Source organism: Pedobacter sp. JY14-1, from assembly GCF_029269825.1.
Lineage (GTDB): Bacteria > Bacteroidota > Bacteroidia > Sphingobacteriales > Sphingobacteriaceae > Pedobacter.
This window is the reverse complement of sequence record NZ_JARJHU010000001.1, coordinates 919,638-943,753: the sequence shown is the minus strand read 5'-3', so window position 1 is coordinate 943,753 and position 24,116 is coordinate 919,638. Positions and strand designations below refer to the sequence as shown.

Genomic DNA, 24,116 nt, shown 5'->3' with positions numbered 1-24,116 from the left:
AATGTTAAGTATTGGCGTAAAGGAATTCTTTGAGCTTTGTGCTGTATAACTGGAAAGCGAAATGTGCAGACACGTTTTGCTGAATCTCCCTTTTTCGCAGTTCGCTATACGGATTTTTCAGCGCATGGTTTAAAGCCTTCATCAGCTGATGCATATCCGTCATTTCCATTAGTGTACCGATTGCTCCATCCAGTAATGCATCTGCACTGCCACACGAATTAAGCGCGATTACCTGGCAGCCGCAAGCGGCGGCTTCTATAAAAACAAGTCCAAAACCTTCCTTGCTGCTGGGCATTATAAAGATGTCGGCCAGCAGAAAATGATCACGGAGTTCGGTTTCCGGAATGTGACCGGTGAGTATGACCTGTTCCTGCAGACCGTTATGACTGATCTTTTGCTGTAGCCTTTCACGTTCTTTGTGGCTGGAAGGACCACACAAGAGATAACGTAATGGTGACCTGGATTGAGCAAGTGCGGACACCAATTCAATTACCGTATCGTAACCTTTGGCTTTTTCATAACGTTCCATTCGGCAGACTGTCAGCAGTACCGGTTGTATAGAGCCGACGGAATACCTTTCCATCAGGTATTGTGGTTTATTAAAGGCCTGTGGAAGCTGGAAGTGCGGATCAAGGCAATTATTGATCGTAACGACGGGACAATCTATCCGATGTTTTTTTCTGAGTATTTTTGAGGTAAAGCGACTTACAGAAACGATGCGGGTATATTTGCTGATGAACCACTTCTGATAAAAGGTCAAATCACGCCAGACTTCTGTCCCGTGGGCCAGTAAGACCAAACGGCAATCAGGATTGAGGAGTTTGATGAGCAATGCTACTGGAATGAGATGAATATGGCTGATGATCACAAACTGTGACTTCTGGCCTGAGCCGACCGCCGCATAGATGAAACGAAGTTTGCACAAACGTTTATTGTCGCCAAAACCTCGGAACTGGCAGGGTTGCAGATATCTGGTGTCGGACGTATTGTCACAAAGGCTGATCATTTTAAAGCCCGGATTGCCTTCGGACAATGCCTTACAGACAGATCTGCACACACTTTGCACGCCTCCGACAGAACTGAATGTGCTCAGCGTAAGGAATAATGTTTTCTTTGTCATCAGGAAAGAAAATATTGTTGCTGGTGATTTGCATATGAAATATCTGACGTATGATAGAGACTGCTATGGAAGCCATCTTCTTTATAGTCGTTGAGCAACAAAGCAAAGTTGGTTAGCCCAAGGTCGCTTTGCAGGGTATTTGCTGCAGATATAAACGTCCGTTTGGAAACACCGCTGCGCAACAGGAAAAGGCAAATGTCAGATGTTTTCAGAAGGGGAAGACTGTCAGTCACCAGGCCAGCAGGTGCGCAATCTGTGAGGACAATATCATACTGTTCCTTAAGAGATGCGACAAGGGTTTTCAGATTCGGTACATGCATGAGTTCTGAAGGGTTTGGAGGAGGCTGTCCAGAAGCAATAAAATCAAGCCCTGAAACTTTGGTACACTGTATGATATCGGTTAACCCGGTTTGTCCGGACAGGAACTCACTAAGGCCTGGACAGCCTTGAAGCCCAAAACAATTATGCAGATAAGACCTTCGCATATCAGCTGCGATAAGAACTACTCTTTTTCCGATCATACTGAGCGAAATTGCCAGATTGGCTGATATAAAGGTTTTTCCTTCTCCCGAGATATGTGAGGTGATACAGATTAACTTTGTACTTTCTTCGGATGCAAAGAATGACAGGCCGCTGCGTACTGACCTGATAGATTCTGTAAATAAAGATCTCGGATCATCGAGGACAGGAAGTTGTGTGAGGTGTCCAGCATGATATTTTCTAACCGGACCAAGTATGGGAAGTGCGCTGTTTTCCGAAAGGCTTTCTTTGTTGTACAGATACGGGTTGAGCCTGTGTACGGAGAAGATGACCAGGATGCCTGAAGAAAGGGCAATCAACGTGGAGAATGCATAAATGCTGATTGCGTTGGGCGATACTGGTAATTGCGGCAGACTGGCACCGTCGATGATGACAGCCCCGGGAATAACTGTTTTTCCAGAGATTTGTGCCTCGAGTTTTTTTTCGGAAAGGAAGTCATGCACTTTCTGGTTGACATTGAAGCTGGACTGAAATTCGGCTAGCTCTCTTTCTATTGCCGGAAACCGCGAGAGTAACACCTGGATACTGTCTGTTTTCATCACAATTACATGCTGCATGTTTTTGTTACGCTGAAGTGCTGAGGTAATGCTTTTAATGATAGCACTGTTATGAAGCTGAAGGTCCTGTTCGGTTCTTATAACTTCTGGCGCTTCAGCAGTATATACTGAAAGCTGCTGTTTTTGCCTGATCATGATTTCGTTCCGTTTGTTGACTAGTTGTTGCAGGATCGGGTCTTCCGGCTCTGCCGGACCAAAGTACAATTGATTGGTTTGGGTACCTAGCTCAAGTTGCTGTCTGAACGCTTTAAGACTTATTTCACGGAATTTTAACTGCTGCAGGCTAATCTGACAACGGGACAACTCATTGGCTATGGTCCCGGACATGCCGGTCAGATCGGTAATACTGTATTTGTTCTTAAGTTCCTGTATATTTTTTCCGGAAGTACTGATCCTGACCGACATGGGGGGTAGCAGAGCTGCGATAAATTGTGCCGTCTGATCCATAGATGAGCTACGCTGCGCTTTGTCGAAAACAAGGTATTGCTGCAATACCGCATTCAGGAAATCTGCTGCAAAGCGGGGATTATGGTCAGAGAAGCGGAGGCTAATAATATTACTGGCCTGAGAGCCATTAACCTTTAATCTGCCTGAAAGTTTTGGAATGCAGGCCTCCGGATCGTTGAAGCTGAATCCGCAGGCTTGCATGCACCCAGGAGCTTTGTTGATAATAAAGGATACAAAGCTCGTGTTTACAGTATCGCCGAATTGACAGTTCCTAGATATACTAATGTGCTGGTCGATATATTCCAGCTGATATTTTTGGTTATCAACAGGGGTATAGGTGAAGATCACCTGTGGAGGGATGTTAACGTGGAAGGCGATCGGGCGGATATCAAGCAACTTTTCGGGATAAGCATTTTTATGGAAGAACCCGTCTTTTCTAAAAAAGGAAACAGGATACCGTAGTGAATTTAACGCCGCCCTGAGCACATGTCCGGACTGGATAATAAAACTCTCCGTCTCTGCTCTGCTGTTTTTATCATACAGATTTCTGATACTGACAAGCTCGCTCAATGCGGAACGCCGGTCTTCGATCTTAATAGATGCTGAAGTAATATATACGGGCTCCGCTAACCAGATGTAAAAGGATCCACCTGTAACCGCAATCAGCAACGAGATGACCAGCCATTGCCACCGGCTGAAAATTATCCTGCACGCATTCCTGTAACTGAACGCACTACTGTGTTCAGTTTTTTGTGCAGGTAACAATTGATTTGATTTTTCTTCCAAAATATTTTTAATTAATTTAAAATTTTAATTAATTTTTTTAATGTATAATTCAGCTATCTTTGACAAAGATGTTTTCTATTTATGAAAGTTACAATTGTTACTCCTGTCTTAAATTGTATAAATTATATGTCCGGGTGTATTGAATCTGTTTTGGGCCAGGATTATCCCGATCTGGAATATATTATTGTCGATGGCGGATCTGTTGATGGTACATTGTCTGTGATAGAAAAGTACAGGGAGAATATTTCAAGGGTGATAAATACAAAAGACAATGGCAGTTATGATGCCTTGAACAAGGGAATAGCTTTGGCTACCGGAGACTTGATCGGATTGTTGAATGCCGATGACCTGCTTGCAGACCCTTCCGTGGTGTCTGCAGTCGTGGCATTGGTAAAACGCGAACATTGTAACATAGTCTATGGCGATCTGGATATAATTACAAGAAATGGCCGTGAAAAAGTAGTCCGCAGGTGGCGACCTGGCAGGTATAATCCCGTTAAGCTGAGGTTTGGCTGGATGCCTCCGCACCCAACTTTATATATCGGACATGAGTTGCTGCGGAAATACCTGCCATATGCCCAGCATTACGAAGCCAGCGCTGATTATGATTTGATCCTGAGGGCTTTCGGTGATACGGCGGCAAACATTCGTTACCTGAATAAGCTGATGGTGAAAATGCGCAGCGGGGGTCAGAGCAATGGCTCTTCAATAAAGCTGTTTCGTACTTTTTTAGCGGATTATCGTATTTTGGAAGCTAACGGTGTTCCGCTACCGCTTTTAGTTGCCGGAATAAAAAAACTTAGAAAACTCAGGCAATTGTGCTGATACCTTGTTCATAGAATATGGTATTTTTGGTGTCTAGTATTAAATTAATGAATGTAGCGATCAATGGCTTTGGCAGGATAGGCCGTATTTTCCTCAGGGAAGCGATAACCCGGGGGATCAATGTAACTGCGATAAACGATCTTGGAGACTTGGGGACTCTGGCCCATCTTTTCAAGTACGACACGGTACATCGTGGTTTTAAGGGTACAGTAGAAGCAGAAGATGATTTTCTGGTGGTTAATGATAAAAAGATCAAAGTTTTTTCAGAGTCCGATCCGGACCATTTGCCCTGGGCTGAATTAGATATTGACCTGGTTCTGGAATCAACGGGTAAATTTGCGAGCCGTAAAGGAGCCGAACTTCATCTGTCGGCGGGGGCAAGACAGGTATTGATATCTGCGCCTTGTTCCGACCGGGGTGTTGAGATGGTTGTGCTGGGGGTAAACGAAGATATTGTTGACCTGACCTCGACGGTAATTTCCAACGCTTCTTGTACGACAAATAATGTGGCTCCGATAGTTAAGGTACTTGATGACAACTGGGGTATTCTGGACGGGTATATTACTACTGTCCATTCGATGACGGGTGATCAGAACCTACATGACGCACCGCATAAAGATCTGAGGCGTGCGCGTGCTGCTTCGGCATCAATCATACCCACTACTACCGGTGCGGCGAAAGCCATTACGGTGATTTTCCCCCACCTGGAGGGCAAGCTTGGTGGGGCTGGTATCAGGGTGCCTGTACTCAATGGTTCGCTTACAGACTTTACCTGTATCTTAAAAAAGGAAACGACGATCGCGGAAATCAACGACGCGTTCAGGAAGGCGGCGTGCGCGGAAATGCAGGGTATTCTTCAGTACACTGAAGACCCGTTGGTATCTGTTGATATATTGGATAACCCACATTCCTGTATATTCGATGCTCAACTTACTTCCATTGTCGGTGACCTTGTGAAAGTTGTAGGTTGGTACGATAATGAATCCGGATATTCAGCAAGGCTGGCTGATCTTGTAGAAAAAATCGGGATTTCGGGTACTTACATCCGTTAATGCTTCTTATATTTGGCGCGTTGCCGGATTGCTGTGATCTTTCCCCGTCGAGTAACGGATCTAATATAGTTGCCAGCAACCTGTAAAACCGGAAAGTAACCAAACCAGAAAAATAAAATAAAAGATGAGAACAATAGATCAATGCAATTTTGCAAATAAGAAAGCCCTCGTAAGGGTAGATTTCAACGTTCCCCTTGACAGTGATTTTAATATTACTGACGACAAGCGGATGCGTGCAGCCCTTCCTACCATCAATAAAATACTCAATGATGGTGGAAGTGTGATCTTGATGTCTCACCTGGGCCGTCCAAAAAGTGGCCCTGAGGACAAATATTCCCTGAAGCATATCCTCGGCGATTTGTCGCGGATGCTGGATCTTGAAGTGAAATTTGCAAATGACTGTATTGGTGCAGAGGCTATCGAAAAATCGAAGAACCTGGTTCCTGGTCAGGTGCTGCTGCTTGAAAACCTTCGTTTTTACAAGGAGGAGGAAAAAGGAGACAGAGATTTCGCTGAGAAACTGTCTGAGCTTGGTGATATCTATGTAAACGATGCTTTTGGTACCGCTCACCGTGCACATGCTTCAACTGCGATCATTGCTGAGTTTTTCCCCGGTGCTAAGTATTTTGGCTATCTGATGGCAGAAGAGCTGAAAAATGCACAGAAAGTTGATCATGGCGCTGAAAAGCCGTTTACTGCGATCATGGGCGGAGCAAAAGTTTCTGATAAGATATTGCTGATAGAAAGCCTGCTTGACAAGGTAGATAATCTGATCATCGGCGGTGGAATGGCTTATACTTTCGCTAAAGCGCAGGGTGGTGAAATTGGTACGTCATTGCTTGAGGAAGACAGGATGCAGCTTTGCCTGGAGCTTTTGGAGAAAGCACAAGCTAAGGGAGTTAATCTGCTGCTGCCTGTTGATACAGTTATTGCGGATAAGTTTGATAATGAGGCGAAGAAGGAAAGTGTAGAAGCAGGTCACATTCCTGAAGACTGGATGGGACTGGATATTGGTCCTAAGACAGTTGAACTCTTTTCTAAGGTGATCGGATCGTCAAAGACACTGCTTTGGAATGGGCCAATGGGGGTATTTGAAATGGCTAGCTTCGAATTAGGCACAAGAGGTATTGCTAATGCGGTTGTTGCCGCTACAAGAGATAATGGTGCCTTTTCTCTGATAGGCGGAGGTGATTCTGCTGCTGCTATTGCTAAGTTTAATCTGGAGGACCAGGTAAGCTATGTATCTACCGGAGGTGGTGCCTTGCTGGAATATATGGAAGGTAAGGTATTGCCCGGCGTTAAGGCGATCAACGACTAATACTACCGGCCGGTTATAGGAACAGGCGTCCCGTTTTCGGGACGCCTGTTTTTTATTACCACTTTCTACCACGGTCAATTTTGGTGTTTTGACGTATAATTGGCTTGAAGTGGTAAGGATTTAATATGTGGAAAACTTTTTGTGGTGTAATGTGGTAGAAAGTGGGGGAAGTACCTATTTTTACACTACATAAAAAGTGCGCATATTAAAATGACTCAATTATTAGGAGAATTCGATTGCAAATTGGACGCGAAAGGCCGCTTGATGCTGCCTTCGAGTCTCAAAAGGCAATTGCCTGATGTTGAGCAGCAAGGGCTTGTAATTAATCGGGGTTTTGAAAAGCACCTGGTGATCTACCCACGGAAAGTCTGGGAATCTATAGTTGAAGATCTCGGTAAACTAAATCCGTATGAGCCTAAAAACCGGGAATTCATCCGTCTGTTTACCAGAGGGGCGACAGAATTGATGCCTGATACTACGGGGAGGGTAAACCTGCCTAAGAGTTTAATGGAGTCTGTGGGTATTGAATTAAATGCGGAGCTTGTGTTGGCGTGTCAGATCGATAAAATTGAGCTGTGGTCGAAGAAGGCCTACGAAGCGTTGTTTAATCAGGACCCGGCAGATTTCGCTTCATTGGCTGCCGAAGTAATGGGTGATAAAAGCAGGAGGGAGGATGGAAAATAACTATCATGTTCCTGTACTGTTAAAAGAATCTGTTGATGCCCTGGCGATCAGGCCGGACGGTATTTATGTGGACGTGACTTTCGGGGGGGGCGGACATTCGAGGGAGATACTCAGTCGTTTGGGCGAAAAAGGGGTGCTGATTGCTTTTGATCAGGATCCTGACGCACAAAGGAATAGGATTGATGATCCTCGTTTCCATTTTGTGGATCAGAATTTTGCTTTCCTGAAAAATAACCTCCGCTTACTTGGATATCGTTCCGTGGATGGTATTCTCGCTGACCTAGGTGTTTCTTCTCATCAGTTTGACGAACCATCCAGAGGTTTTTCTACCCGTTTTGAATCCGGTCTGGATATGAGGATGGATCAGCAACGTCCGTTAACGGCAGCAGCTGTACTGAATAGTTACTCAGAGGAACGGTTGCATTGGATTTTTGGTGTTTATGGCGAGGTGAAGAATGCGAAATCTCTGGCGGCAAGCATTGTCAGAGGACGTGTAGACAAAGAAATAAAATCCCTTTCTGATTTAAAGGGACTGATCCGTATGCACATACCGAGAGGGCGGGAAAATAAGTATATGGCACAGGTGTTTCAGGCGCTTCGTATTGAGGTGAATGGTGAAATGGCTGTGCTTGAAGATTTTCTAGACCAGACTGCTGGTGTTATAAAAAAAGGTGGTAGGCTGGTGGTGATCTCGTATCACTCGCTGGAGGATAGGCCGGTCAAGAATTTCCTGTCTAAAGGTAAGATAAGAGGTGAGGTGGAAAAGGATTTTTTTGGTAATGAGCTGAAGCCTTTTCATGTGATTACCCGGCGGGCAATTGTGGCCGGCGAAGAGGAGCTTGCTTATAATAACAGGTCTAGGAGTGCAAAATTAAGAGTGGGGGAAAAGTTATGAGTAACCGTTTCAGACAACAGTCCGCAGCGAGGGTGGAAGAAGAGGATATGGAACCAAGGTTGAAGGTAAAAAGAGATCCGGAAAACGAAAATCAGCTCTTTAAAAAGCTTTTTAGTGAAGGTATAATTACTAAGGAGGCCGCTACTAAGGCTCTGCCTTTTTTAATTTTTCTTTCGGTACTGGGAATGCTCTATATCGCCAATAGCCATATGGCGATCAGGAATATCAGGAATATTGACCAGCTGGGTAGGGAAGTAAAGGAACTGAGTTGGGAATACAAGTCGCTTAAGGCTGATCTGATGTTTAAAAGTAAACTTACTGAAGTAGCTAAAAAGGTAGATACCCTGGGAATAAAGGAATTAACGGAACCACCAAATAAGATAATTATCAGTACCGATGAGCATTAGGGCTAATATATTACTGCGTGTTTATTTGTCATTCGGACTGATTGTGCTGTTTGCCGTGGCAGTACTGATCAGATTATGCGATGTACAGTTTGTGGAGGGGCATAAATGGCGTGCCATGGCCGATAGCCTCTCTACAAAGTATATCACCGTTGACGCGGCTAGAGGTAATATTTATTCCGCCGACGGCAGCCTGCTTGCTACATCGATTCCGGAATATGAACTTAGGATGGATATGCTCGCAGGAGGAATTGCTGACGATAAATTGTTCTATAGCAAGGTAGATTCTCTGGCTCTGTGTCTTTCCCGTTTTTTTGGGGACAGGTCTGACAGGGAGTATTCACGTTATTTGAGGATGGCAAGAAGGGACAGCGTAAGATATCTGCTGATCAAGAGGAAAGTAGGGTATCAGGAGTTGAAGGCAGTACGGAAATTTCCGTTGTTTAATGTAGGCAAATATACCGGCGGCCTTATTGCAGTCCAGCAGAACAAAAGGATAAAGCCCTTCAGATATCTTGCTGCAAGAACCATAGGCTACAAGAATGAAAATGTGGATAATGGTGTTGGACTGGAGGGTGCATATAAGGAATATATAAATGGAGAGGCGGGAAAGCGGTTGGTACAGCGGATATCCGGAGGTGTATGGATGCCGGTAAATGATGAGGCAGAACTTGCACCTAAAGAAGGTGCGGATATTATTTCAACTATTGATATTAATATGCAGGACCTCGCTCAAAATGCGCTTGAACGACAGCTTAAGCTGAGCGACGCGGATCATGGGACGGTGATCCTGATGGAGGTGAAGACAGGAGAGGTTCGGGCGGTAGCCAACTATACCCGCGTTAGCGAAGGCGTGTATGAAGAAAAGTTTAACTATGCAATAGGGGGAAGCCAGGATCCTGGCTCTACCTTTAAGCTGGCATCTTATATGGCTTTGCTGGAGGACAAAAAGGTAGATACTAACACCATGGTGGCTACAGGGGATGGTTTTTATAGAATACCCGGTCATACCATTAAGGATTCTCATGGTGGTATTGGCACCGTAACGGTTAAAAAGGCATTTGAGGAATCTGCAAATACCGCAGTTGCCAAGCTGGTCAATATGCATTATCAGAACAATCCGTCTCAGTTTACAGATCATCTGTACCGTATCCATATGAATGAACGGCTTGGATTGCAGATTCCTGGCGAAACCACTCCGGTGATCAAAAATCCGAAATTCAAAAGCTGGAATAAAAATATGACGCTGCCGCAAATGGCCTATGGTTACGAAATGCAGATTACTCCATTACAAATGCTTGCCTTTTATAATGCAATTGCTAATAATGGTAAATATATTGCTCCGATTTTCGTTAGGGAAATCCGCAGGCTGGGAAATCCGATTGAACAATTCCAGGCCCGCGTGATCAGCGACCAGGTTTGCTCTCCGGAAACGGTGAAGAAACTTCAGGCAATGCTGGAAGGAGTGGTTACCGAAGGAACCGGAAAATTAATGGGCTCCCCTTTATATCGTGTGGCGGGAAAGACCGGTACAGCTCAGGTTGCGGATGGCAGGAATGGTTATAAGGCAAAACGTAGCTATCAGGCATCTTTCTGCGGATATTTTCCTGCTGACAGGCCAAAGTACTCAATTATGGTGGCTATAAATGGTCCGAAGAATGGTTATTACGGAGCTACAGTGGCTGGGCCGGTTTTTAAGGAAATTGCAGACCGCATTTATGCCAGTGATACGGATATGTATAATAATGTCGGTACCCGTCTGGTAGGGAATACCGTTAATCCAGAGGCTAAGCCCGGGCAGAGTAAAAACGTAAAAAAGGTATACAATGCCCTTGGTATAAAGACACTTTATGCTTCCAATTCGGATTATTTCAATGTTGTGGATACTAATAACGGGGTCGCTTATGAAGATTTTAATGCGTCTAAGGGAGTGATGCCTAATGTAAAGGGAATGGGCTTGCGGGATGCACTTTACGTGCTCGGGAATACAGGATTGAAAATAAGGGTAAAAGGTAGCGGCAGGGTGATAGGCCAGTCAATCCTCGCGGGCAGTAATATTGGAAAAGGGTCATTGGTACAAATAGAGTTGAAGTAGATGCAATTGCAGGACTTATTATACGGTATATCGATTACTGATCTTGCAGGTACGACCAGCAGGAATTTCAATACTATAGCTTTCGATTCTCGAAAGGTTCAGGAGGGGGATGTTTTCTTTGCAATAAAAGGCACGCTGTCGGATGGCCATCAATTTATTCCGGTTGCAATTGAAAAAGGCGCACACATTATTATAAGTGAAGAATTGCCCGGCGAACGCCGGGAGCAGGTTACGTATGTTGTTGTTGAAGATGCTTCAGTTGCACTGGGCATTGCAGCAGCCAATTACTTCGGAAACCCTTCTGCAAAGCTGCAACTGGTGGGTGTTACCGGTACTAACGGCAAAACTACGATCGCTACACTTTTATATCAACTCTTCCGAAGACTCGGATATAAGAGTGGTTTGATCTCTACGGTAAGCAACCGTATAGAGGAAAGAATTATTGTCTCTACACATACTACCCCTGATCCCATTGCTTTGAACAGCCTGATAAGTGATATGGTAGAAGCTGGTTGTGCTTATTGTTTTATGGAGGTAAGTTCTCATGCTGTTGTACAGCACCGCATCGCAGGGCTTACCTTTGCGGGAGGTGTCTTTTCAAATATCACGCATGATCACCTGGATTTTCACCTGACATTTGATAATTATATCAAGGCAAAAAAAGCCTTTTTTGATGGGTTGCCAAGGAATGCTTTTGCATTGACGAATCTGGATGACAAGAATGGTGTGGTCATGCTCCAGAATACCAAAGCGTCTAAAAAAACCTATGCGCTAAAGCAATTGGCAGATTTCAGGGCACACCTGATAGAAAATAGTTTTAGGGGGCTCCATTTAGATATTGATGGAGAAGATGTTTTTTTCAGGCTGGTAGGTTCTTTTAATGCCTATAACTTACTTGCGGTGTATGGGACAGCGTTACTACTTGAACAGGAGCGTCTGCATGTGCTGACAGGATTAAGCGACTTGACCGGGGCAGAGGGGCGGTTTGATTATACCATATCTCCGGGTGGAGTCATAGGCATCGTAGATTATGCACATACACCGGATGCAGTTCAGAATGTTTTAGGTACAATACAGGATATACGCAAAGGCACTGAGCAGGTCATCACTGTAATCGGCTGTGGCGGAGACCGTGATAAAAGCAAAAGGCCTGTAATGGCCCAGGTTGCGTGTGACTGGAGTGACAAGGTGATACTGACTTCAGATAATCCGAGAACTGAGGATCCTCAGGCCATTATTGCGGATATGGAGGCTGGTGTTTCCCCTTCAAACAGGCGAAAAATCATGACTATACTGGACCGCCGTGAGGCCATAAAGACTGCCTGTCATCTGGCCAGAACGGGCGATATTGTGCTGCTGGCGGGAAAGGGTCATGAGAAATACCAGGAGATTAATGGTGTACGGCACCATTTTGATGACAAAGAAGTATTAACTGAGCAATTTAACCTGATGAGATAATGCTATACTATCTGTTTGAGTATTTAAACCAACATTATGATTTTCCGGGACTAAGATTGTTCCAGTACATCACTTTCCGTACTTCTCTGGCAGTGATCATATCGCTGATCATTACTACGGTATATGGCAGGAGGATCATCAACTATTTGCATAAAAAGCAGGTGGGGGAAACAGTCAGGAACCTTGGACTTGAGGGTCAGATGCAGAAACAGGGTACACCGACCATGGGTGGGATCATGATCTTACTGGGGATATTGGTGCCTACTTTACTGTTGGCAAACCTGTCGAATATTTACGTGATCCTGATGATCACCACAACAGTATGGATGGGAGCTATAGGTTTTCTGGATGATTATATCAAAGTATTCCGGAAAAATAAAGAAGGACTAGCAGGTAGATTTAAGATCGTTGGCCAGGTAGGGCTTGCGATCATCATTGGTTGGACAATGTATTTTCACCCAAATATTGTGGTGAGAAAAACAGTAGATGATGCCAGTGTTTCAAATGCGAAGGCACCCATGGTATTGCGGACGAAAGGAGAGAGTTTTTATTACACTCAGGATGTGAAATCAACTTTGACGAATGTCCCTTTTTATAAAAACAACGAATTTGACTATGCCAAGATACTCAAGTTTCTGGGGCCTGGTTATGAAAAGTATGCTTTTTTTGTATTCCTGACTTTTGTGATCACCATCATTACAGCGGTTTCCAACGGAGCAAATCTTACTGATGGGATAGATGGATTGGCGACGGGTACATCGGCGGTGATTGGGATTACGCTTGGCCTTCTGGCCTACGTTTCGGGAAATACGGTCATTGCAGACTATCTGAATATTATGTATATCCCTAACTCTGGTGAACTGATGATCTTTGCAGGAGCCTTTGTGGGGGCTTGTGTTGGGTTTTTATGGTATAATTCATATCCGGCCCAAGTGTTTATGGGGGATACGGGCAGCCTGGCTATCGGAGGTATCATTGCCGCCTTTGCAATCATGATCCGGAAAGAATTGCTGATACCTGTATTGTGTGGGATATTTCTCATTGAAAGTCTTTCTGTAATTATTCAGGTAAGTTATTTTAAGTATACTAAGAACCGCCTGGGTGAGGGAAAGCGGATTTTTCTGATGGCGCCACTGCATCACCATTACCAGAAGAAGGGTTACCATGAGGCAAAAATTGTAACACGTTTCTGGATCATCGGAATATTACTTGCCATTATTACCATTATTACATTAAAGCTAAGATGACACAGAAAACCAAAATAGTGATTCTCGGGGCCGGCGAAAGTGGCGTTGGGGCAGCTATGCTCGCAGATAAGCAGGGCTTTGATGTTTTTGTGTCGGATTTTGGTCCTGTTGCGGGCCAACATAAAAATACGCTGAGGGGGCTGGGTATCCCCTTTGAGGAAAACCAGCATAGTAATGAACGGATACTCGAAGCTGCTGAGGTGATCAAAAGCCCGGGTATTCCCGGTAATACCCCGATTGTAAAGTTAATCCGGGCAGCAGGTATTCCTGTGATATCGGAAATTGAGTTTGCAAAACGGTACACGAATGCAAAGACGATCTGCATTACAGGTTCGAACGGCAAGTCAACCACAACAATGCTGACGTATCACATTCTGAGTAGGGCCGGGCTGAACGTCGGTCTTGCCGGAAATATAGGTAAAAGTTTCGCCGCCCAGGTGGCTACTGCAGATTTTGACTGGTATGTCCTTGAAATCTCAAGCTTTATGCTGGACGATATGTATGAGTTCCGGGCTGATATTGCCGTTCTGCTTAATATTACACCTGATCATCTGGATAGGTATGATTATAAGTTGAGCAAATACGCGGCGTCGAAAATGCGTATTGCCAGGAATCAAAGACCAGAGGATGTATTTGTTTTCTGCGCAGATGATGAAGAGAGCCTGAAGGCAATGAAGAATGCAGGAATACAATCAAGAGTATACCCTTTTTCAATACGCAGAAGAGTCGAAGACGGCGCGTATCTGGAAAGCAACAATATACACATCAATATAAACCTAAACGATCAGTTTACCATGTCGATCAACGAGTTAGCCCTGCAAGGAAAACACAACATTTACAATTCTATGGCTTCTGGCATCATTGCCAAAGTACTGGATATCCGCAACACGACAATTCGTGAAAGCATGGGAGATTTTAAGAACATTGAACATCGCCTGGAACATGTGGCAAAGATTTCCGGAGTTGATTACATCAACGACTCTAAGGCAACCAATGTCAATTCTACATGGTATGCACTGGAAAGTGTCAATTCAGACGTGATCCTAATCATGGGAGGTGTAGATAAAGGAAATGATTACTCGATGCTGAAAGACATGGTAAAGCAAAAAGTACGTGCGATCGTTTGCCTGGGAAAGGATAATAAGCGTATACATGAAGCATTCGAAGAAGATGTGGAAATTATTGTAAATACCTTTTCAGCACATGAAGCGGTACAGGTGGCTTATCATCTGGCTAAGAAGGGCGATACTGTTCTGTTATCACCGGCCTGCGCCAGTTTCGATCTTTTCAAGAATTATGAGGACAGGGGGACACAATTTAAAAAGGCGGTAAAGGAACTATAAGTTACGGGTCATGATAGCAATTGGTAAACTTCTCGATAAAACAAAAGGTGACCGCTGGATATGGCTGATCATTATTCTGCTGTCACTGATCTCGATCATGGTGGTCTATAGTTCGACAAGTACACTTGCTTTTAAACGCGGTGTCGGTGTCGAGAAGTTGCTGCTGACCAAACATGTAGTCTTTGTACTGATCGGTATTGCGATGATCTATGTTTCACATTTGCTTGACTACCGGTATTACGCGGGTATATCCAAGGTATTGATGATTATTACGATCCCTTTGCTGATTTATACACTCATTTTCGGAGCTAATGTTAATGATGCATCGCGCTGGGTCAAAATTCCTGTAATCGGTCTGACCTTCCAGACTTCCGACCTGGCTAAGCTGTCTTTGATTACATTCCTGGCCCGGATGCTGACCAGGAAGCAGGAAAATATAAAAGATGTAAGGGAGGCCTTTATTCCTATAATGGGTTCTGTTTGTGCAGTATTCGTCCTCATTGCCTGGGCTAATATGTCAACCGCGCTGATGTTATTTGGAGTGAGTATCTTACTGCTGATTATCGGAAGGATAAGTATTAAACAGATCATGCTGGTTTGTGCCGGAGGATTTGTGTTGTTACTTTTTGTGGCTTTTCTCGGTCCCAGAAAAGAAGTCTATATCTCCAGGATCAATACCTTTCTTCATCCGGAGAGACAGAATTCTGATAAGACTTTTCAATCGGACCATTCCAAGATCGCCCTGGCTTCCGGAGGTTTTTTTGGTAAGGGACCGGGAAACAGTATTGAAAAGAATTTTCTGCCACATCCTTATTCGGATTTTGTTTTTGCCATGATTATCGAGGAGTATGGCACTGCAGGAGGTGTAATTGTGATGGTGCTTTACCTGGTTTTGCTGTACAGATGTATTAAGATTGTAACGCGGGCTCCCAAGGCCTTTGGCGCATTGCTTGCAGCCGGGCTTGGTTTTAGTCTTACCATTCAGGCATTTGCGAATATGGCAGTGGCTGTTGGTCTGGGCCCGGTAACAGGTGTGCCACTGCCACTGGTAAGTATGGGGGGAACCTCACTTCTGTTTACCAGTATTGCTTTCGGTATCATTTTGAGTGTAAGCAAGGATATAGAAGAAAATGAAAACAATAAAAAGGTCATTATAGGTGAAATACCGGCGATGGCATAATTAACAAGGACAGATGAAGGCAACACGGATAATCATTTCAGGCGGCGGGACGGGGGGACATATCTTTCCGGCAATATCCATTGCTAATGCATTGAGGCGCATTGAGCCTGCATGCGAAATATTGTTTGTGGGGGCCAATGGCAGGATGGAGATGGAAAAGATACCTGCTGCGGGTTATGAGATCATAGGATTGAACATCAGTGGCCTGCAAAGGGGATCGGTTATGGGCAACCTTGGACTGCCTTTCAAACTCATAGGTAGTATAAGTAAGGCGCTGCAATTGATCAGTACGTTTAAACCTGATGTTGTTGTGGGAGTTGGAGGATACGCTTCAGGCCCAATTCTGCTGGCAGCGTCGTTAAAGGGTGTTCCTTACCTGATTCAGGAACAGAATTCTTATGCAGGTATCACTAATAAGTGGCTTGGCCGGAAAGCTGCAAAGATCTGTGTCGCTTTTGATGGCATGGAGCAGTTTTTCCCTGCAGAGAAAGTGCTGAAGACAGGTAATCCCGTGAGAACAGATGCTGTGGAAATTGCAGGCAAAAAGGAAGAGGCCCTTTCGGTAATGCAGCTAGAGCCCGGCAGGAAAACGATACTGGTTACCGGTGGAAGTCTTGGTGCAGGGACATTGAATAAGAGCATCGAAAAGCACATTGCTGCTTTGGTGTCTGCAAATGTGCAATTGATATGGCAGACAGGGAAATTCTATTACAAGGCGATTATCGGGCGATTGGGCGCAAAGGTCCCAGACGGTGTAAAGGTATTGGAATTCTTGAACAGGATGGACCTGGCGTATGCAGCTGCAGATGTGATCATCTCCAGGGCGGGGGCCGGAACAATTGCTGAACTCTGCCTGGTCAGTAAACCGGTTATCCTGGTGCCCTCACCAAATGTTGCGGAAGATCATCAGACGAAGAATGCGATGGCGCTGGTGAAACATGATGCGGCTTTGATAATTACTGATGCCCTAGCTGAAGACACGCTGGTACCTCAGGCACTGGCATTGTTAAATGACAAAACCAGGATGGATAGCCTTTCTGAAAATATCGGGAAGCTGGGGATATCCCACGCAGACAGCATGATTGCTGAACAAGTATTGAAACTGGCTTTAAACAAGGGAGGGTATTAGATGGAACTTCAGCACATTAACAGCGTTTATTTTGTTGGTATTGGGGGGATAGGAATGAGTGCACTTGCCAGGTATTTCCTTGGGCGCGGTTGTATGGTCGCGGGATATGATAAGACACGGACGCCATTAACCATTGCTCTTGAAGGTGAAGGCGCGGTAGTCACGTATACGGATGCCGGAAAGGAAATCCCTGTTGAATTTCTGCTGAATGAGCAGGAAACCCTTGTGGTTTATACACCTGCAATTCCAAGGGACTCGAACATACTTAGAACGTTTGAAGAGAAGGGCTGGAGATTGTACAAGCGCTCTGAAGTGTTGGGAATCATTAGTAAGGGACAATACTGTATCGCAGTAGCCGGTACTCATGGTAAGACGACAACTTCCTGTATGGTAGCTCATATCCTGACTGATTCCGGTTTTGGCTGTACCGCTTTTTTAGGAGGAATAGCTACCAACTATGAAAGTAACTTCCTGATTGGAAATAATAATGTGGTGGTCGTTGAAGCGGATGAGTATGACCGGTCGTTTCTTACACTTAGTCCTGATTTGGAAGTGATCACCTCAATGGATGCAGACCACCTGGATATTTATGGTAATGTAGATAGCCTGCACGAATCATTCAGCCTGTTTGCGAAGCAGCTGAAGCCCGGCGGAAGTCTATTTGTTAAAAATGGCCTGGACATTCCGGGAATTAATTACAGCGCTTCGGAACAATCACCGACAGGCGCAAAACATATAAGGGTTGAAGATGCCAGTTTTCTGTTTGACTATTTTAATCCTCAAACTGAAATTAAAGACATCAGGCTGATGCTACCAGGAAAGCACAATGTTGAAAATGCAGTAGCAGCAATATCCGTTGCACTTAAACTCGGTATCAGCGAAGCGCTTATTAAGGCTGCGGTTTCGAATTTCAGGGGAGTAAAAAGGCGTTTTGAGTATATTGTAAAAACTCACGGCCAGGTGTATATTGACGATTATGCGCATCATCCCACCGAACTTGCAGCTTGCTTTGATGCAGCAAGGCTACTGTATCCTGATAAAAGACTAACGGTTATTTTTCAGCCTCATCTGTTTAGTCGTACGCGAGATTTTGCCGATGGGTTTGCCGAGGTACTTAGCCGTCCAGATGAATTGTTGCTGCTGGAGATTTATCCTGCAAGGGAACTTCCTATTTCTGGCATTGATTCGAAATTCCTGCTGGAAAAAGTACAACTTAAAGAAAAACGGCTGTGTGGTATGAATGAGGTGCTGGAAATAGTAAAGGACCGCCGGCCAGAGTTATTGCTGACTGTGGGTGCGGGAGATATTGACCGATTGATAGAACCGATTAAACACGTGCTGACCAATGATTAAGCGTATGAACTGGCGAATGATATTCCGTTTTTCGGTATGGATGCTTTGCATGGGAGGCATCGTGGTTCTGATGAGTTTCATCGCTTATAAGAAGCAGGACCTTGTTTGTAAAGGGGTGAGCGTGCTTATGCCAGGAGCTGAAAATTTTATTGAGAGAGACGAGGTTGATGCCATTTTACTGCAAAGCCAGGGCGTATTGACTGGGCGGAAACTATCGGAAATAAATCTGGAGAAGATCGAACAGAATATCAGGAGCAATCCCTATATCGCTTTTGCTAAAGTTTTTGCGGATATGGATGGTATTGTTCATGTAGAGGTAAAACAACGTAAGCCAATACTGAGGGTCATCAATTTAAGGGACCAGGATTTTTATGTCGATGCCGATGGACTCAAAATGCCGGTATCGTCAAACTTTACAGCTAACGTAATCGTTGCAAATGGAAAAATCCAGGAATATTTCAGTGGAAAAGTTGATACATTGATTACCGGGGTCGCGAAGGATCTTTTCAAGACAGCAGCCTTTTTAAGAAAGGATACTTTATGGGAGGCACAGATTGAGCAGATGTATGTGAATGATAAAAATGATATCGAGCTGATACCGAGGGTGGGCAACCAGAGAATTATCCTTGGATCTGCAGATTCACTGGAAGTAAAAATGCGTAATCTGTTGGCATTTTACAAGCAGGCGATGCCTAAGATGGGCTGGGAAACGTATAAGACAATAAATATAAAATACACAAACCAGATAGTGTGTGAAAAGACAAAAGTTGATTCTGCTGTTGTGAAACCGGGAAAGTCTCTGACGGAGACCTTTTTGCCGCCGGATACTATCGTGGACATTAATAAGAATATACCTGGAAAAACAAATAACAACAAACTCAACAAATCAATATAATTATGGGCAAAGAGAAATTAACCACTCAGTCTCCAATTGTAGTCGGATTGGACATTGGTACAACTAAAATTTGTGTGATCGTGGGCCGCAGGACCCAGCACGGAAAGATTGAGGTATTAGGTATCGGTAAGGCGGAGTCCGCCGGCGTGACAAGGGGTGTGGTATCTAATATTCAGAAAACGGTTCAGGGTATTGCCCAGGCTGTAGAACTGGCGAGTGCTCAGTCTAATGTAGAAATCCGCGTCGTAAACGTAGGAATTGCGGGACAGCACATCAAGAGTCTTCAACACAGGGGTATTCTGACCAGAAGAGAGCTGAACAATGAGATCAGCAAAAAGGATATCGACAAACTTGTTGATGATATGTTCAAACTGGTAATGCCGCCAGGAGAAGAGATTATCCACGTTCTGCCCCAGGAATTTACTATTGATAATGAACCAGGGATCAAAGACCCGATCGGTATGGCGGGAGTAAGGCTTGAAGCTAACTTTCACATTATTTCGGGCCAGGTTACTGCGGTCAAAAATATCATGCGGTGTGTTACCAATGCCGGCCTGCAGACACAGGAGCTTATTCTGGAACCGCTTGCTTCTTCTGAATCGGTGTTGAGCGAGGAAGAAAAGGAGGCTGGTGTTGCTTTGGTGGATATTGGCGGTGGTACTACCGATATCGCCATTTTTCACGAAGGTATTATCCGTCATACAGCAGTTATCCCTTTCGGCGGCAACAGCGTTACTGAGGATATACGTGAGGGCTGCTCTGTCATGAGAAATCAGGCAGAATTGCTAAAAACACGTTTCGGTTCAGCCCTGGCCGAAGAGAACAAAGAAAATGAGATCATTTGTGTGCCTGGTCTGAGAGGCAGAGAACCTAAAGAGATTTCGGTAAAGAACCTGGCCTATGTAATACAGGCGCGAATGGAGGAGATTATTGAACACGTTTATTACGAGATTAAGTCATCAGGCTATGAGAAGAAGCTGATCGGAGGTGTGGTCATTACAGGTGGTGGTGCTTTGCTGAAGCACCTTTCGCAACTGGTTGAATATGTTACAGGTCTGGATTGCCGTGTCGGTTATCCAAACGAACATTTGTCAAAATATGACGAGATGCCAAAAACAGTTTATGATGACCTGAAGAGTCCGATGTATGCGACAAGTGTTGGTTTGTTGATTAAAGGTATCCAAAAGACCGAGGAGATGCTGGAGGAAATGAAACAGCCTGGTGTATTCGTAGATAAGTCAAGAGAAAAGGAAAAAACCAAGCGCACGGGCGGAGGGCTATTTGATAAGCTCCTGGCTAAAACTAAGGATTTTATAAGGGATGACATGAATGTAAGCGATGAAGATTACATCAGGCCTTAGTAATTTTCAACAATTAGTGATTTTTCCACATTGTTAACATATGTGGAAAACCCCTGTTAAAAAAATCTTAATATTACATGGAGAGATGAACAGGAAAAAAGGTTTTTTAAATAACTGATTCATAAAGATATGCAGTTCGAAATGTTAAAAGAAAAGTCGTCAATCATCAAGGTGATTGGTGTTGGCGGCGGTGGTGGCAATGCTGTAAACCATATGTACCGTCAGGGGATTACCGGCGTAGACTTTATTATTTGTAATACGGATGCGCAGGCACTGGAATCGAGCCCTATCCCCAATAAAGTTCAGCTTGGCGCCAGCCTTACGGAAGGTATGGGTGCAGGTTCTATACCCGAAGTTGGAAAAAACTCTGCTATTGAGAATATCGAAGATATCAAGCAAATGCTTGGTAGTAATACCAAAATGCTTTTTATCACTGCAGGCATGGGTGGCGGTACTGGTACCGGTGCAAGCCCGATCATTGCCAAGGCAGCTAAAGAACTGGATATACTTACTGTAGCTATCATTACTACACCATTTGCTTTTGAAGGCAAGCGGCGGAAGATGCAGGCAAATGATGGCCTGGAAGAGTTGAAGAAGTACGTTGATTCTTACCTGGTTATTTCCAATGACAGGCTTAGGGAGATTTTCGGTAACCTTACACTTGGATCAGCTTTTGCACAGGCAGATGATATCCTGACCACTGCTGCCAAAGGAATTGCAGAGATTATTACGGTTCCGGGATATATCAACGTAGATTTTAAGGATGTCAGGACTGTTATGAAGGAAAGTGGGGTCTGCATTATGGGGAGTTACGCATGCGATGGTGATAATAGGGCCCTGGGGGCAGTTGAGGGTGCACTGGCGTCTCCATTGCTTAAGGATAATGAAATTGAAGGTGCGCGGTATATCCTGCTGAACATAAGTTCTGGACTGAGAGAAGTGACTATGGACGAAGTTACTGTGATCACTGACTATATACAGGATAAGGCCGGTCTCTCTGCAGATCTGATCTGGGGTAATTGTATTGATGAAAACCTTGGTGATCAGCTTTCCGTAACTATTATTGCTACCGGTTTCCAGACCCGCGAACAGCGTGAGGAAGACCGAAAGAATGTTAAGAAGATTTCCCTACTCACTCCTGAAGAGGCCCCACTGGTTAAGCCTGTTGAGGTCGTGAACTCTTTTATACAACCTAAGGCAGCTATTGTTCAGGAGCCTGTGGTAAGAGCCAAAGGCGAGACCAAGCAGTCCGACCTGTTCGGGGATTTGTTTAATACAACAAAGCAACGGCCCGCTGCGGAACCGGAGAATACCGTGATCCGGCATACGCTTGTAGAAGAGGAAACATCGGCAGGTGAGTCTCCGGAGCCAGGTTTTGAATTTGAAGTAAAACTTGCTGAGACAGATTTTGTATTTGAAACACCGGCAACTGTTTATAACAACGATGTGGAGTCTTCACAGGAGGAAGAAGTCATAGCCGTTGGAGCGGATGATGATAAAACTGACGATTCAATAGAGGACCAGCTTCGTAAATCGAAGGAACGTATCCTGCGCCTTAAAGATCTGAGTATGAAGCTGCGTACCAGCAATGGTTTGCAGGAACTTGAAAATGAACCTGCCTACAAGCGCAAGCAGATGCAATTGCAACAGGTACAACATTCGTCTGAATCGCAGGTTTCCAGGTTTACCTTGAGCAGTGATGAGGATGGTTCAACAGAGATCAGGCCAAATAATTCATTTCTGCACGATAATGTAGATTAAGTATGATCAACGTCAACAAAAGCCTTAGTATTACACTAGGGCTTTTGTTTTATAATCAACACTATAAAACTTAAATTTGCGGACGAACTTAAATAAATATAACATTGGATATTTTTGAAAAGATAGCAAAGCATATGGGCCCGATCGGGCAACACCAAAAATGGTCACACGGATATTTTTCTTTTCCTAAACTAGAAGGGGAAATTGCTCCTCATATGAACTTCCGGGGGAAGGAACACCTGGTATGGAGTCTTAACAATTATCTTGGACTTGCGAATCATCCAGAAGTTCGTAAAGCGGATGAGGAAGGTGCAGCAAATTTCGGAATGGCTTACCCAATGGGCGCCAGAATGATGTCTGGAAATTCTAAGTTCCACGAACAGCTTGAGCAGGAACTTGCTGCTTTTGTAGGGAAACCGGATGCTTTTTTACTGAACTATGGTTATCAGGGCATGGTATCGATTATCGATAGTCTAGTAGACCGTAACGATGTCATTGTATATGACGGAGAATCGCACGCCTGCATCATCGATGGTCTGCGCCTGCATATGGGTAAGCGCTTTGTTTACAAACATAACGACATTGAGAGTGCAAGGAAGCAACTGGAGCGTGCTGCCAGGCTGGTTGAACAGACAGGAGGTGGTATCCTGGTGATTACCGAAGGTGTGTTTGGAATGTCTGGGGCGCAGGGTAAGCTTAAAGAACTGGTTGAGCTAAAGAAGGAATTTAATTTCAGGCTGCTGATTGATGATGCGCACGGGTTTGGCACAATGGGCCCCACCGGTGCGGGTACGCATGAACATCAGGACTGCATTGATGGAGTTGATGTTTATTTTGGTACGTTTGCGAAATCTATGGCGGGTATAGGTGCGTTTGTCGCATCTACTGAGGAAATCACCAATTATCTGCGTTATAACATGCGTTCGCAGACCTTTGCCAAAGCACTGCCTATGCCTATGGTAATCGGATTGCTGAAAAGGCTCGAACTGCTGAAAGGTAGCCCCGAATTAAGGGAAAAGCTATGGACGATAGCAACTACTCTACAAAAGGGTTTGAGGGAACGTGGCTTTGACCTGGGCGTAACCAATACGATGGTCACACCTGTCTTTTTAAAAGGCGAGCTTTTAGAAGCTACCGCACTGACCATGGACCTTCGTGAAAACTACGGTATCTTTTGTTCAATTGTAGTGTACCCGGTTATCCCTAAAGGATTGATTGAATTGAGGCTAATTCCAACTGCTGCGCATACTCTGGATGACGTACAGCGTACATTGGATGCTTTCAGTGAGGTTTCAGATAAACTGAAAGCAGGCCATTATAAGGAAAACCAGTTTGCCATAGATTAGCTAATTCCTTGTTTATAAGCTATAATATGTGGAAAACAACTGCTTTATTATTTAGATAATCGTTTTTACATTAGGGTAAAGAGATTACTAATCAAAACCTTAAACCTAAAGGAGCAAACTAACGATGAAAAAGTTTAATGATGTAAAAGCACTTGTTGCATCACTGGAAGCTGATGCAGACAAATTCTACAACAAGGGCAACAGTGCTGCAGGAACACGTGTACGTAAGGGTATGCAGGATCTTAAAAACCTTGCCCAGGAAATCCGTCTGGAAATCCAGGAGACAAAAAATAAAGGTTAATGTCTTTATTTCAAATAAA

The 24,116-nt window shown here is 44.4% G+C and carries 20 protein-coding genes; 18 read left to right on the top strand and 2 right to left on the bottom strand.

The features are described from left to right. Positions 1-4: 4 nt before the first annotated feature. Entirely contained in the window at positions 5-1,120 is a 1,116-nt protein-coding gene (locus P2W84_RS04135) for a glycosyltransferase family 4 protein (protein WP_276088840.1), read from the bottom strand. Beyond that, positions 1,120-3,450 carry a polysaccharide biosynthesis tyrosine autokinase gene (locus P2W84_RS04130; protein ID WP_276088839.1) on the bottom strand — a complete coding sequence of 777 codons (2,331 nt, stop codon included), beginning with the start codon at positions 3,448-3,450 and terminating at the stop codon, positions 1,120-1,122. Before P2W84_RS04130 ends, P2W84_RS04135 begins: the two co-directional genes overlap by 1 nt. 81 nt (positions 3,451-3,531) lie before the next feature. Here P2W84_RS04130 and P2W84_RS04125 point away from each other — a divergent pair, with 81 nt between their 5' ends. The 18 genes from P2W84_RS04125 (at position 3,532) to P2W84_RS04040 (ending at position 24,097) form a co-directional block, all read left to right on the top strand. Then, entirely contained in the window at positions 3,532-4,275 is a 744-nt protein-coding gene (locus P2W84_RS04125; RefSeq protein WP_276088838.1) for a glycosyltransferase family 2 protein, read from the top strand. A gap of 47 nt (positions 4,276-4,322) precedes the next feature. After that, positions 4,323-5,327 carry a type I glyceraldehyde-3-phosphate dehydrogenase gene (gene gap / locus P2W84_RS04120; RefSeq protein WP_276088837.1) on the top strand — a complete coding sequence of 335 codons (1,005 nt, stop codon included), beginning with the start codon at positions 4,323-4,325 and terminating at the stop codon, positions 5,325-5,327. A 124-nt stretch (positions 5,328-5,451) separates the two neighbouring features. Further along, entirely contained in the window at positions 5,452-6,645 is a 1,194-nt protein-coding gene (locus P2W84_RS04115; RefSeq protein WP_276088836.1) for a phosphoglycerate kinase, read from the top strand. Between the two features lie 210 nt (positions 6,646-6,855). Further along, positions 6,856-7,329 (top strand): division/cell wall cluster transcriptional repressor MraZ, encoded by a 474-nt coding sequence (mraZ, locus tag P2W84_RS04110; RefSeq protein WP_276088835.1) that lies wholly within the window; start codon positions 6,856-6,858, stop codon positions 7,327-7,329. Next, complete coding sequence (gene rsmH, locus P2W84_RS04105) at positions 7,319-8,224, top strand: 16S rRNA (cytosine(1402)-N(4))-methyltransferase RsmH (protein WP_276088834.1); 906 nt, start codon at positions 7,319-7,321, stop codon at positions 8,222-8,224. The genes mraZ and rsmH overlap by 11 nt, the downstream gene beginning before the upstream one ends. After that, entirely contained in the window at positions 8,221-8,631 is a 411-nt protein-coding gene (locus tag P2W84_RS04100; protein WP_276088833.1) for an FtsL-like putative cell division protein, read from the top strand. Before rsmH ends, P2W84_RS04100 begins: the two co-directional genes overlap by 4 nt. Continuing rightward, positions 8,621-10,723 (top strand): penicillin-binding protein, encoded by a 2,103-nt coding sequence (locus P2W84_RS04095; protein WP_276088832.1) that lies wholly within the window; start codon positions 8,621-8,623, stop codon positions 10,721-10,723. Before P2W84_RS04100 ends, P2W84_RS04095 begins: the two co-directional genes overlap by 11 nt. Further along, on the top strand, positions 10,724-12,181 hold the full coding sequence (locus tag P2W84_RS04090; protein ID WP_276088831.1) for a UDP-N-acetylmuramoyl-L-alanyl-D-glutamate--2,6-diaminopimelate ligase: 1,458 nt from the start codon (positions 10,724-10,726) through the stop codon (positions 12,179-12,181). After that, positions 12,181-13,428, top strand: a complete 1,248-nt coding sequence (gene mraY / locus P2W84_RS04085; RefSeq protein WP_276088830.1) for a phospho-N-acetylmuramoyl-pentapeptide-transferase — start codon at positions 12,181-12,183, stop codon at positions 13,426-13,428. The genes P2W84_RS04090 and mraY overlap by 1 nt, the downstream gene beginning before the upstream one ends. Beyond that, on the top strand, positions 13,425-14,771 hold the full coding sequence (gene murD / locus P2W84_RS04080) for a UDP-N-acetylmuramoyl-L-alanine--D-glutamate ligase (protein ID WP_276088829.1): 1,347 nt from the start codon (positions 13,425-13,427) through the stop codon (positions 14,769-14,771). Before mraY ends, murD begins: the two co-directional genes overlap by 4 nt. Before the next feature lie 10 nt (positions 14,772-14,781). Beyond that, positions 14,782-15,951 (top strand): FtsW/RodA/SpoVE family cell cycle protein, encoded by a 1,170-nt coding sequence (locus tag P2W84_RS04075; protein ID WP_276088828.1) that lies wholly within the window; start codon positions 14,782-14,784, stop codon positions 15,949-15,951. Positions 15,952-15,964: 13 nt separating this feature from the next. Further along, positions 15,965-17,080: an undecaprenyldiphospho-muramoylpentapeptide beta-N-acetylglucosaminyltransferase gene (gene murG, locus P2W84_RS04070; RefSeq protein ID WP_276088827.1), complete on the top strand. Its 1,116-nt coding sequence runs from the start codon at positions 15,965-15,967 to the stop codon at positions 17,078-17,080. Beyond that, complete coding sequence (murC, locus tag P2W84_RS04065) at positions 17,081-18,433, top strand: UDP-N-acetylmuramate--L-alanine ligase (RefSeq protein ID WP_276088826.1); 1,353 nt, start codon at positions 17,081-17,083, stop codon at positions 18,431-18,433. Continuing rightward, positions 18,426-19,328: a cell division protein FtsQ gene (locus P2W84_RS04060; protein ID WP_276088825.1), complete on the top strand. Its 903-nt coding sequence runs from the start codon at positions 18,426-18,428 to the stop codon at positions 19,326-19,328. The genes murC and P2W84_RS04060 overlap by 8 nt, the downstream gene beginning before the upstream one ends. 2 nt (positions 19,329-19,330) lie before the next feature. Beyond that, positions 19,331-20,689: a cell division protein FtsA gene (gene ftsA, locus P2W84_RS04055; protein ID WP_276088824.1), complete on the top strand. Its 1,359-nt coding sequence runs from the start codon at positions 19,331-19,333 to the stop codon at positions 20,687-20,689. Between the two features lie 129 nt (positions 20,690-20,818). Next, positions 20,819-22,450, top strand: coding sequence for a cell division protein FtsZ (gene ftsZ, locus P2W84_RS04050; RefSeq protein ID WP_276088823.1), 1,632 nt, complete (start codon positions 20,819-20,821; stop codon positions 22,448-22,450). Between the two features lie 104 nt (positions 22,451-22,554). Beyond that, positions 22,555-23,796, top strand: coding sequence for an aminotransferase class I/II-fold pyridoxal phosphate-dependent enzyme (locus tag P2W84_RS04045; protein WP_276088822.1), 1,242 nt, complete (start codon positions 22,555-22,557; stop codon positions 23,794-23,796). A gap of 124 nt (positions 23,797-23,920) precedes the next feature. Then, positions 23,921-24,097 carry a histone H1 gene (locus P2W84_RS04040; protein WP_276088821.1) on the top strand — a complete coding sequence of 59 codons (177 nt, stop codon included), beginning with the start codon at positions 23,921-23,923 and terminating at the stop codon, positions 24,095-24,097. Positions 24,098-24,116: the final 19 nt, after the last annotated feature.